The following is an 11,371-nucleotide window of genomic DNA, read 5'->3' as shown; positions in this document are numbered from 1 at the left end:
ATGCCATGATGCGAGACCGAAAGCCGTACCTGCAGACCAAACCAACATAACAGTTGCCGGCCTTCGCCGGGACGACGGCGGTGGTTACTCCCGCACCTTCGCCAATAGCGCCAGCCCCGCCACGAAGAACGCCACCAGCACCGCCATGCCGGCCTTCTGGCTTGCGGTTGCCGCGGTGATCGCGCCGATCAGGAGCGGGCCGATGAACGACGTCACCTTGCCGGTGAGCGCGAACAAGCCAAAATACTGCGCGATGCGATCCTTCGGCGCGAGGCGAATCAGGAGCGAGCGCGACGCTGCCTGCAGTGGCGCGCCGGTGGCGCCGATCAGGCAGCCCAGCACGATGTAAGCGCGCTCGGCGGCGCCCGCGAACAACGGACCGCCGGGCACCGGCGGCGCGACCTGGATGAACAGGATGGAATCCTTGTTCACGGTGAGGATCACGACGATCGCAAACAGCAGGATCACGAGACTACCGGTGATCACGCGCTTCGGCCCGAACGCATCGTCGAGCTTGCCGCCGATCCAGCCGCCGAACGTGCCGGCCACAGCGAGGATGATGCCGAAGGTGCCGATCCGGATCGTGTCCCAGCCGAACGTGCCGGCGGCATAGATGCCGCCGAACGCGAACAGCGAGACCAGCCCGTCGGTGTAGATCATGTTCGCCAGCAGGAACCGCGCCAGTGACTTCTGCTTCGGCAGGCTCGACAACGATTCCCTGAGCTCGCGCAGGCCTTCGCCGAGCGCCGCGCGGATCGGACGCTTCGTCGGATAATCCGGCGTGAACAGGAACATCGGTGTCACGAAGATGATGAACCAAAGCCCGGTCAGCGGCCCGGTGATGCGGTCGCCTTCATGCATGGTGGGATCGAGACCGAACAGCGGCGTGAAACCGAACAGCGTTTTGCCGGTCTCGGCATTGGCGGCGAGGAATCCAAGCACCAGCACAAGGCTCAGGATGCCGCCGACATAGCCGGTGGCCCAGCCGGTGCCTGACAGCCGCCCGATCCGGGCCGGCGGCACCAGGGTCGGCATCATCGCATTGTTGAACACGGTCGCGAACTCGACGCCGACGCTCGCGATCGCATAGGCGAGCAGCAGCATGGGGATGATGTCGGGATTGCCGGGCTTGCCGATCCACATCGCGCTGGCCCCGATCACGAGCAGCGCACCGAAGCCGGCGATCCACGGCTTGCGCCGGCCGCTGGCATCGGCGATCGCCCCCAGCACCGGCGACAGCAGCGCGATCGCAAGTCCCGCGGCCGCGGTGGCAAAGCCCCACAGCGCCTGGCCGCTCGCGGCATCGGGCGCGACGAAGCTCGCGAAATAAGGCGCGAACACGAAGGTCGTGATCAGCGTGAAATAAGGCTGCGCGGCCCAGTCGAAGAAGATCCAGCTGACGACAGCGGCGCGGCCAGGATAAACCTTGGTGGAGGCCTTCGCGTCACCGGCGCCCGTCTGCATTGTTGCCGTCATCGCGAAAGATATTCCCCAACTCGAAACCACAGGCAGGCTTTTGCCGCTCCAATCCGCTCCCATATAGCATGAGCCGGTTTGACTGATACGGCGATGAACAGGGCAGGACATTTCGATGGCGCTGACGGCAACGATGTCGCGACGGCTGTTTGCCGCTCTCCTGGTGATTGGTATCGCGACGCCGGCCCTCGGCCAGGTCCAGCGCCGCTTCTATGAACCTTCAGCCGCGGACACGATTCGCAGCATTCGCGCCGAAAACGGCATGGTGGTGGCGCAGGAGAAGCTGGCTGCGCAAGTTGGCGCCGACATCCTGCGACAGGGCGGTAACGCGGTCGACGCCGCGGTCGCCACCGGCTTTGCGATGGCGGTGACCTATCCGCGCGCCGGCAATATCGGCGGCGGCGGTTTCATGGTGATCCATCTCGCTGGCCACAATGAGGATGTCGCGATCGACTATCGCGAGACTGCGCCGCAGGCCGCCACCCGCGACATGTTCCTGAACGCCGACGGCAAGCCCGATCCCGACAAGTCGCGCAACTCCGCGCTCGCGATCGGCGTGCCCGGCACGGTCGCGGGCCTCGCGCTGGCGCTGGAGAAATACGGCTCCGGCAAGTTCACGCTGGCGCAGATCCTCAAGCCCGCGATCGACCTCGCGCGCGACGGCTTCATCGTCACCGACGACACATCCGACACGCTGAACGACATGTATCGCCGCATGTCGCGCTGGCCGAATTCGGCCAGGACGTTCTCGCACGCCGACGGCACGCCGCTGCGCGAGGGCGACCGCCTGATCCAGGGCGATCTCGCCGGCGTATTGACTGATATTGCCGAACAGGGCCCGCGCGGCTTCTACCAAGGCGCCGTCGCCGAGAAGCTCGTCAGCGGCATCAAGAATGCCGGCGGCATCTTCACGCTCGAGGATCTGAAATCCTACCAGCCGGTGATCCGCACGCCGATCCGCGGCAGCTATCGCGGCTACGACATCGTGTCGATGCCGCAACCCTCCTCCGGCGGCGTCGTGCTGCTCGAGATCCTCAACATCCTCGAAGGCTTTCCGATGTCCGACATGAAGCAGGGCTCGGCCGCCTCGCTGCATGTGATGATCGAGGCGATGAAGCGGGCCTATGCCGATCGCGCGCGCTATCTCGGCGATCCCGCTTTCGTCGACGCGCCGACGCAGCTCTTGATCGACAAGGACTATGCCGCCAAACAGCGCGCGACCATCGATCTTGCCCGCGCCACGCCCTGGACCGATGTGCGCAACGCGAAGCAGCCGCACGAGGGCGACAACACCACGCATTATTCGGTCGTCGATGCCGGCGGCAACGCCGTCAGCAACACCTATACGCTGAACTTCCCCTACGGCGTCGGCCTCGTCGCCGACGGCACCGGCGTGCTGCTCAACAACGAGCTCGACGATTTCACCGCCGCGCCCGGCGCCTCCAATGCTTTCGGCCTGGTCGGCTTCGAGGCCAATCTGCCGGGGCCCGGCAAGCGCCCGCTGTCGTCGATGTCGCCGACCATCGTGCTGAAAGACGGCAAGCCGGTGCTGGTGACGGGCTCGCCCGGCGGCAGCCGCATCATCTCCGCCGTGACGCAGATCATCGTCGACGTGATCGACTACAAGATGGACGTCGCGGCCGCGGTCGCCGCGCCCCGCATGCACCATCAATGGCTGCCCGACGAGGTCCGGATCGAGCGCGGTTTTCCCGACGCGGTGCTGACCGAGCTGAAAGCCAAGGGCCACAAACTGGTCGAGCCGCTCGGCTACTCCTCCGCGAACTCGATCCTCGTTACGACCAACGGTCTGCTCGGCGCGCCCGATCCGCGCACGCGCGGCTCCGAGGCCGCGGGATACTAAAGCATGATGGGATCGGTTGAGCCGGAGTGGCAGTGGAGGCTCACCTCTCCCTTGGGAGAGGTCGGCGCGTAGCGCCGGGTGAGGGGTTCCGCTCTCTCGTTGGAGCCGCAGCCCCTCACCCGATTTGCTGCGCAAATCGACCTCTCCCCGTCGGGGAGAGGTGAGCGTGCTTGGGGCCAATCCGATTCAATCTAACTTCATCCCATTCTAAGGGCCGCGCAAACCCGCCTTTGCCCCACCTGCAACATCGCGATAGATTGGCGGTCCGCGTAATTCCGGCCGCGGATCGCAAAGAGCCGGTGAAAGATTTCTCCGGGGAACGCGCATGAGCACGGCCGAATCCAAACCGATGGAAGTTGCAGAGATCGAGGATACCAGCCTCCTCGCCTTCTATCGCGACATGAACCTGCAGGAGCGGCGCACGTTCTGGGCCTGCGCGTCGGGCTGGACGCTCGACGGCATGGATTTCATGATCTATCCGCTGGTGATCGGCACCATCATCACGCTATGGAAAGTTGACCCCGGCACCGCAGGCCTTGCGGGCACGGTGACGCTGCTGGCGTCCGCCGTCGGCGGCTGGCTCGGCGGCTATCTGTCCGACCGCATCGGGCGGGTGAAGACGCTGCAGCTCACCATCGTCTGGTTCTCGTTCTTCTCGCTGGTCTGCGCATTGGTGCAGAATTTCGACCAGCTTCTGATTGCCCGCGCACTGCTCGGCCTCGGCTTCGGCGGCGAATGGGCGGCCGGCGCGGTGCTAATCGGCGAGGCGATCCGGCCGCAATATCGCGGACGCGCGGTCGGCTCGGTGCAGTCGGGCTGGGCGGTCGGCTGGGGCCTCGCGGTGCTGGCGCAGGCGATCCTGTTCTCGGTGCTGCCGGCGGAGAACGCCTGGCGCTGGATGTTCGTGATCGGCGCGCTGCCGGCACTGCTGGTGTTCTATCTGCGCCGCTACGTCACCGAGCCGGAAATCTCCGCAGCGACCATGGCGCAGGCGCAGGCCTCGGGCAGCGGCCCCGCCAAGTTGTGGGAGATCTTCCACGGGCCGATCCTGAAGACCACGCTGCTGGCGTCGCTGGTCGGCACCGGCATGCAGGGCGGCTACTACGCCATCACCTTCTGGGTGCCGCGCTTCCTCACCACCGAGCGCAAGCTCTCCGTGGTCGGCTCGACCGGCTATCTCGCGACGCTGATCATCGGCTCGTTCATCGGCTATCTGGTCGGTGCCTGGCTCGCCGACCGGATCGGCCGGCGCAATCTGTTCCTGATCTTCTCGATCGGCGCCATCGCGGTGGTGCTGCTCTACACCCAGCTGCCGCTGTCCAACGAGGTGCTGTGGGTGCTGGGCTTTCCGCTCGGCTTCTTTGCCTCGGGCTATTTCTCCGGCATGGGCGCGTTCCTGACCGAACTGTATCCGACCCGGCTGCGTGGCTCCGGCCAGGGCTTCTGCTACAATTTCGGCCGCGGCATCGGCGCGCTGTTCCCGTTCCTGGTCGGCGCGCTGTCGACCACGACCACGCTCGCCAACGCGATCGCGATCTTCGCGGTGGCGGCCTACGGCGTGTTCTTCCTCGCCGCCTACGCGCTGCCGGAAACGCGCGGGCGCGTGCTGCATGCGGATGGGTAGGCGGTGAGGTAGGGCTGTGGCTGCGCCGCTTGCTCGGTCGTCCCCTCCCCCCTTGCGGGGGAGGGTTAGGGAGAGGGGTAGCCGCGAAGGCAGTGTGTGTGGCTTACCCCTCTCCCCAACCCTCCCCCGCAAGGGGGGAGGGAGCCCTGATAGTGTGCGTCCCTAACTAAAGAGGAGCCGTCTCATGACATCGCTCAAGGGCAAAACGCTGTTCATCTCGGGCGCGAGCCGCGGCATCGGGCTGGCGATCGCGCTGCGCGCTGCGCGTGACGGCGCCAATGTCGCGATCGCGGCGAAGACCGCCGAGCCGCATCCGAAGCTGAAGGGCACGATCTACACCGCCGCCGACGAGGTCCGCGCCGCCGGCGGCAAGGCGATGCCGGTGCTCTGCGACATCAGGGACGAGGCGCAGGTGGTGGCGGCGATCGAGCAGACCGTCGCCGAGTTCGGCGGCATCGACGTCTGCGTCAACAATGCCAGCGCCATCAGCCTGACCAATTCGCAGGCAACCGACATGAAGCGGTTCGACCTGATGATTGGTATCAACACCCGCGGCACCTTCATGGTGTCGAAATACTGCATCCCGCACCTGAAGAAGGCGGAGAATCCGCACATCCTGATGCTGTCGCCGCCGCTCGACATGAAGACGAAATGGTTCGAGCACTCGACCGCCTACACGATGGCGAAGTTCGGCATGAGCATGTGCGTGCTTGGACTGGCGGGCGAATTGAAATCGGCCGGAGTTGCCGTCAACGCGCTGTGGCCGCGCACCACGATCGCGACCGCCGCAGTCGGCAACCTGCTCGGCGGCGATGCCATGATGAGGGCGAGGCGCACGCCCGAGATCATGGGCGATGCGGCCTACGCGATCATCACCCGGCCGTCGCGCGAATTCACCGGGCATTTCTGCATCGACGACAAGGTGCTCTATGCCAATGGCGTGCGCGACTTCGAGCGCTACCGCGTCGATCCCTCGGTGCCGCTGATGTCGGATTTCTTCGTGCCCGACGACGACGTGCCGCCGCCCGGCGTCACCGTGCAGCCGCTGCCGTCACACTAGGCTACACCGCGAACGCATTCAGCTCTGCGCGCCAATGCTGCACGCGCTCCTTCAGCAGCGTATCGCGCACATAGGCAAGCTCCTCGTCCTCGATCCGCTCCAGCGTTTCGAGCGAGAGATGATCCGCGCCGTGGGCCGTCCAGGCGCGCTGCAGCTCCGCGTTGCGATGGCTGCCCATCCGCAGCGTGAACCAGATGCGGTTCTCGATCTTGTCGAGATCGAGCGCCTGCCCGACCCAGACTTCGCCGGTCGCGCGGCAGCGGATCGCGAACACGCCGGCGACAGCAGCGCGTTTCTTGTAGTCGGCGATGGCTTGCTTGCGGTCCTCGATCTTCACGGCGGCTCCAATGGTCCAGGCACGCTATTTATACCCGGGCATTATTGACAAAGCAATATTACCCGGATAAAAAATAGCAGCATCGAAACCCGAGCCGCTGTTATGACCGCGAATTTACCGGCCGACTTGATACGGACCGCCCTTCTCCAGCGCTCGTGCATAGGCCGGGCGGGCGTGGATGCGCTCGAGGAATGCGACGCACCTGGGATGGCCGTCCTCGAGCCCGCCGCGCGCCGCGGCAGCCTCCAGCGGGAAGCTCATCTGGATGTCGGCGCCGGAAAACTCGCTGCCGGCGAACCATTCGCTCTTGCCGAGCTCGCCTTCCCAATAGGCCATGTGCTGCTTGAGCTGCGGATTGACCAGCGTCGACAGCGCCGTGTTCGACACCTTGCGCACCAGGGGCCGCAGCAGCGCCGGCGCGCGCTTCGGCATCAGCGTGAACAGGAGCTTCAGCAGCAGCGGCGTCATCGCCGAACCCTCGGCGTAGTGCAGCCAATAGGTGTAGCGCAGCCGCTCCGGCGTATCGGCCGGCGGGATCAGGCGCCCGTTGCCGTAGGTCGCGATGATGTATTCGAGGATCGCGCCGGATTCCGCGATCGTGTGGCCGTTGTCGGTGACGACGGGCGACTTGCCGAGCGGATGGATCGCGCGCAGCTCCTTCGGCGCCCGCATGTCGGGCTGCCGCTGATAGCGCACGATCTCGTAGGGCACACCCAATTCCTCGAGCAGCCACAGCACGCGCTGCGAGCGGGAATTGTTGAGGTGATGAACCGTCAGCATGGGCATCCTCTGAAATGGACGGCGTTTGGCGCCAGCCGGCAACACGAAAATCGAGATCCACGCGCCGTGATTGCTAATGATTACCCGGGCAATAGGTCGCGCAATCGGAGAGGTCTACCATGAATCCTGCCTATGTCGCCTTCGAAGGCGAGCACCGCATCGGGGCCGGCGACCTCCCGGAGGTTGCGCGCACCGCCAAGCAACACCTCGACCAGCGCAAGGACGCCGCGATCCTGGTGTTCAACGGCCGCACCTCGGCGCTGGTCGATATCGATTTTCGCGGCTCGGTCGACGACGTGCTGGGCCGCCTGCCGAAGCTCGCGCCTCCGCCCGACGGGGAGCCGGCGGCGCCGACCGCGCCGCGCGGGCCCGGTCGACCGAAGCTTGGCGTCGTCGCGCGCGAGATCACGCTGTTGCCACGGCATTGGGACTGGCTCGCGCAGCAGAAGGGCGGCGCATCGGTTGCGATCCGCAAGCTGATCGACGAGGCGCGGCGCTCAAGCGGCGACAAGGACCGCACGCGCAGCGCGCAGGACGCCGCCTATCGCTTCATGACTGTCATGGCCGGCAACCGGCCGAACTATGAGGATGCGATCCGCGCCCTGTTCGCCCACGACCGGCGCCGCTTTGCGACGCTGATCGCGGACTGGCCAGCCGATATCCGCGATCACGCGATCCGGCTCGCCTATAGCGATCAAGCGGACTGACGCGCTTTGAATAGTCTGGATGAGCAACCTCGAACGGGATGTCGTCCCTGCGAAAGCAGGGACCCATAACCACTGAAGAGCATTGCAGCGCGTCGAACTAGCCGCGTGCCCTTAGCAAGGCCGCGGAGTATGGGTCCCTGCTTTCGCAGGGACGACAGCGTACGTGCTGCCTGACCTACTCACCAAACCGCACAAGCTCGGTACCACTTTGGAATTTTAACGTGTCCAACCCTCCCGCCCTGCGCAAAGCCTTCCTCGCCTTCCTCGCGCCGATGCTGCTCAGCAACGTGCTGCAGTCGCTGTTCGGCACCATCAACGGCGTCTATCTCGGCCAGATGATCGGCGTCGAGGCGCTCGCCGCCGTCTCGGTGTTCTTTCCGGTGATGTTCTTCTTCATTTCCTTCGTGATCGGCCTCAGCGCCGGCGCCTCGGTCATGATCGGCCAGGCCTGGGGCGCCGGCGAGCCCGACCGGGTGAAAGCGGTCGCCGGCACCACCATGACCGTGACGCTGCTGCTGGCGCTCGCGATCGCAATCCTCGGCGGCCTGTTCGCCCGGCCGCTCTTGATCGCGCTCGCGACGCCATCCGACGTCCTCGACGCCGCGGTGGCTTATGCTCGTATCATGATGATCACGATGCCCATAACGTTCGCATTCCTGCTGCTGACGGCGATGATGCGCGGCGTCGGCGACACCGTGACGCCGCTGGTTGCGCTGACGGTCTCGACCATCGTCGGCCTGGTGGTGACGCCGGCGCTGATCCGCGGCTGGCTCGGCCTGCCGATGCTCGGCGTCGCCAGCGCCGCGGTCGCCTCCGCGGTCTCGGGCGTGGTCACGCTGCTGTGGCTGCATGTCCATATGCTGCGGCACCGCCATGCGCTGGCCTTCGACGCTGCGTTCCTGCGCGCGATGCGGCCGAACGGCGCGCTGCTGCGCATCGTGTTGCGGCTCGGCATTCCGACCGCGATCGGCATGGTGGTGGTCTCGCTCGCCGAGCTGGTGCTGCTTGGCCTCGTCAACGGTTTCGGCTCGGACGCCACCGCGGCCTATGGCGCGGTCAACCAGGTGATCGGCTATGTGCAGTTTCCGGCGATCTCGATCGCAATATCGGTGTCGATCTTCGGCGCGCAGGCGATCGGCCGCGGCGATTCCGCCCGGGTCGGCGCCATCGTCAGGACCGGAATCGAGATGAATCTCGCGCTGACCGGCGGGCTGGTCGTGCTCGGCTATCTCTTCGCGCGGCCGCTGATGGGCTTCTTCATCGTCGACAATGCCGTGCTCGCGCTGGCGCAGCAGCTCTTGTACATCGTGCTGTGGAGCATGGTGCTGTTCGGCATGGCGACGGTGTTTTCGGGCGCGATGCGCGCCGGCGGCACGGTGTGGATGCCGCTGTTCCTCTCGACCCTCGCGATCGCGGTGGTCGAGGTGCCGGTCGCGATCCTGCTCAGCCGCGCCCTCGGCGTCAGCGGCATCTGGATCGCCTATCCCGTCACCTTCGCAACCATGTTCGTGCTGCAGATGGCCTATTACGCCCTGGTATGGCGCAAGCAGACCATCAAGCGGCTGATTTGACATCGCGCGCCGCGGCTCACATGATGATTATCATATTCTACTGATGGCGCCCGCGACAGCAGGTCCATGCTAAACAAGTCCAAACGAGACAAGCCGAGGGAGAGACTGCCGTGAGCCAAAATCCGCAATTCCTGTTCGATTTCGGCAGCCCCAACGCTTTCCTCAGCCATGAAGCGATCCCGGCAATCGAAAAGCGCACCGGCGTCAAGTTCGAATATGTCCCGATCCTGCTCGGCGGCATTTTCAAGGCCACCAACAACAAGTCGCCGGCCGAGACGCTGGCGGGCGTCAAGAACAAGCCGGAGTTTCAGAAGATCGAGACCGAACGCTTTCTCAAGCGCTTTGGCGTCAAGCCCTACACCTGGAACCCGTTTTTCCCGGTCAATACGCTGAACCTGATGCGCGCGGCGGTCGCCGCCCAGTTCGAGGGTGTATTCGAGAAGTATATCGAGGCCGCTTTCCACCACATGTGGGTCGAGCCCAAGAAGATGGACGATCCTGAGGTCGCCGGCAAAGCCATCGCCTCCTCCGGCCTTGACGCTGCAAAACTGTTCGCCCGCGCGCAGGACGCGGATGTGAAGGCCAAGCTGATCGAATATACCTCATCCGCCGTCGAGCGCGGCGCGTTCGGCTCGCCGACCTTCTTCGTCGGCAACGAGATCTTCTTCGGCAAGGAGCAGCTGCGCGAAGTCGAGGAAATGGTATCGGGAAAGTGAGATGAGCGAATGGCCAATAGCGGGTAGCGAATAGTCGAACAGCATCCTTATCTATTCGCCACTCCCATTCGCTATTCGCCCGCGGGCAGCGAACAACAAAGAAGGACAAATTCCCATGCGCGTTCTCGTGGTCGGCGCCGGTGCGATCGGCGGTTATTTCGGTGGCCGGATGCTTCAGGCCGGCCGCGACGTCACCTTCCTGGTGCGCCCGCGCCGCGCTTCCGAGCTCGCCTCCGCCGGGCTCGTGATCAAGAGCCCGAACGGCGACGTCACGCTCAACAACCCGCCGACCGTGCAGGCCGACAGGCTGTCGGACAAGTTCGACGTCGTGCTGTTGAGCTGCAAGGCGTTCGATCTCGAGGATGCGATCAAGTCCTTTGCGCCCGCCGTCGGCGACAAGACCGCGATCATCCCGCTGCTCAACGGCATGCTGCATCTCGATGCGCTCGACAAGACGTTCGGCGCTCGGCATGTGCTCGGCGGTCTGTGCGCGATCGCGGCGACGTTGAACGAGAAGCGCGAGGTGGTGCAGCTGCAGCCGATGCAGTCGCTCGGCTTCGGCGAGCGCGCCGGCGGCCTGTCGGACCGGGTGCGCGCGATCGCCGAAACCTTCTCCTCCGCGATCAACGGCGCCAACGCCAGCGAGCATGTGATGCAGGACATGTGGGAGAAATGGGTATTCCTGGCGTCGCTCGCCGCCTCCACCAGCCTGATGCGGACCTCGGTCGGCAACATCCTGGCCGCGCCCGGCGGCAAGGATTTCCTGCTCGGCATCCTCGACGAATGCAGCGCGATCGCCGCCGACGCCGGCCATGCCCCGGGCGGCCCATTCTTCCAGCGCACCCGCGGGCTCCTGACCACCGAGGGCTCGCCGATGACCGCATCGATGTTCCGCGACATCAAGGCGGGGCTGCCGGTCGAGGCCGATCACGTGATCGGCGACCTGATCGTACGCGCCGACGCCGCCAAGATCCCGGTGCCGAAGCTGCGCACGGCCTACACGCACCTCAAGGCGTATGAGAAGCAGCGGAGCGCTTAACACACAACCAGTGTCGTCCCTGCGAACGCAGGGACCCATACGCCGCGGCCATTCGATTTGAGGCGGTCGCGGTTGATACCTTCTCTACACAATTGAAGCCGGTGGTTATGGGTCCCTGCTTTCGTGTTTGGTCCCGTTTGATTGGCAAGGGCCTGGATTGGCGTCTTGTAGCCGAGGCATTTGAGGCGGGTTCGGTTGTA

10 protein-coding genes are annotated in these 11,371 nt (G+C 65.2%); 7 read left to right on the top strand and 3 right to left on the bottom strand.

Going from position 1 to position 11,371, the window contains the following annotated elements:
* Window positions 1–84: 84 nt before the first annotated feature.
* Window positions 85–1,464, bottom strand: coding sequence for an MFS transporter (locus PMN64_RS38955; RefSeq protein ID WP_411784588.1), 1,380 nt, complete (start codon window positions 1,462–1,464; stop codon window positions 85–87).
* A 127-nt stretch (window positions 1,465–1,591) separates the two neighbouring features.
* On the opposite strand from PMN64_RS38955, the gene ggt reads away from it, so the two are divergent.
* From ggt to PMN64_RS38940, 3 genes are all read left to right on the top strand, one after another.
* A complete protein-coding gene (ggt, locus tag PMN64_RS38950) occupies window positions 1,592–3,337 on the top strand; it encodes a gamma-glutamyltransferase (protein WP_411784587.1) in 1,746 nt (581 codons plus the stop codon).
* A gap of 325 nt (window positions 3,338–3,662) precedes the next feature.
* Window positions 3,663–4,961, top strand: coding sequence for an MFS transporter (locus tag PMN64_RS38945; RefSeq protein ID WP_028342046.1), 1,299 nt, complete (start codon window positions 3,663–3,665; stop codon window positions 4,959–4,961).
* A 184-nt stretch (window positions 4,962–5,145) separates the two neighbouring features.
* Window positions 5,146–6,021: an SDR family oxidoreductase gene (locus PMN64_RS38940; RefSeq protein WP_411784586.1), complete on the top strand. Its 876-nt coding sequence runs from the start codon at window positions 5,146–5,148 to the stop codon at window positions 6,019–6,021.
* 1 nt (window position 6,022) lies between these two features.
* Here PMN64_RS38940 and PMN64_RS38935 read toward each other — a convergent pair whose 3' ends face one another.
* Together PMN64_RS38935 and PMN64_RS38930 are read right to left on the bottom strand one after the other, a co-directional pair.
* Window positions 6,023–6,358 (bottom strand): GIY-YIG nuclease family protein, encoded by a 336-nt coding sequence (locus PMN64_RS38935; RefSeq protein ID WP_304498018.1) that lies wholly within the window; start codon window positions 6,356–6,358, stop codon window positions 6,023–6,025.
* 114 nt (window positions 6,359–6,472) lie between these two features.
* A complete protein-coding gene (locus PMN64_RS38930; protein WP_304498017.1) occupies window positions 6,473–7,138 on the bottom strand; it encodes a glutathione S-transferase family protein in 666 nt (221 codons plus the stop codon).
* 119 nt (window positions 7,139–7,257) lie between these two features.
* Here PMN64_RS38930 and PMN64_RS38925 point away from each other — a divergent pair, with 119 nt between their 5' ends.
* The 4 genes from PMN64_RS38925 (at window position 7,258) to panE (ending at window position 11,171) form a co-directional block, all read left to right on the top strand.
* Entirely contained in the window at window positions 7,258–7,845 is a 588-nt protein-coding gene (locus tag PMN64_RS38925) for a DUF2239 family protein (RefSeq protein ID WP_304498016.1), read from the top strand.
* A gap of 221 nt (window positions 7,846–8,066) precedes the next feature.
* The gene (locus PMN64_RS38920; RefSeq protein WP_411784585.1) at window positions 8,067–9,416 is read left to right on the top strand and encodes an MATE family efflux transporter; all 1,350 of its coding nucleotides are present in this window, start codon (window positions 8,067–8,069) and stop codon (window positions 9,414–9,416) included.
* 110 nt (window positions 9,417–9,526) lie between these two features.
* Complete coding sequence (locus tag PMN64_RS38915) at window positions 9,527–10,132, top strand: 2-hydroxychromene-2-carboxylate isomerase (protein WP_411784584.1); 606 nt, start codon at window positions 9,527–9,529, stop codon at window positions 10,130–10,132.
* A gap of 115 nt (window positions 10,133–10,247) precedes the next feature.
* Window positions 10,248–11,171, top strand: coding sequence for a 2-dehydropantoate 2-reductase (gene panE / locus PMN64_RS38910; RefSeq protein WP_411784583.1), 924 nt, complete (start codon window positions 10,248–10,250; stop codon window positions 11,169–11,171).
* Window positions 11,172–11,371 lie beyond the last annotated feature (200 nt).

The organism is Bradyrhizobium sp. UFLA01-814 (assembly GCF_046718885.1).
Taxonomy (GTDB): Bacteria; Pseudomonadota; Alphaproteobacteria; order Rhizobiales; family Xanthobacteraceae; genus Bradyrhizobium; species Bradyrhizobium elkanii.
This window is presented reverse-complemented; position numbering and strand designations above follow the sequence as displayed.

Coding starts and splice junctions, on each gene's coding strand:
- PMN64_RS38945 (WP_028342046.1), top strand. CDS start 3,663: ATGAGCACGGCCGAATCCAAACCGATGGAAGTTGCAGAGATCGAGGAT.
- PMN64_RS38940 (WP_411784586.1), top strand. CDS start 5,146: ATGACATCGCTCAAGGGCAAAACGCTGTTCATCTCGGGCGCGAGCCGC.
- ggt (WP_411784587.1), top strand. CDS start 1,592: ATGGCGCTGACGGCAACGATGTCGCGACGGCTGTTTGCCGCTCTCCTG.
- PMN64_RS38930 (WP_304498017.1), bottom strand. CDS start 7,138: ATGCTGACGGTTCATCACCTCAACAATTCCCGCTCGCAGCGCGTGCTG.
- PMN64_RS38925 (WP_304498016.1), top strand. CDS start 7,258: ATGAATCCTGCCTATGTCGCCTTCGAAGGCGAGCACCGCATCGGGGCC.
- PMN64_RS38955 (WP_411784588.1), bottom strand. CDS start 1,464: ATGCAGACGGGCGCCGGTGACGCGAAGGCCTCCACCAAGGTTTATCCT.
- panE (WP_411784583.1), top strand. CDS start 10,248: ATGCGCGTTCTCGTGGTCGGCGCCGGTGCGATCGGCGGTTATTTCGGT.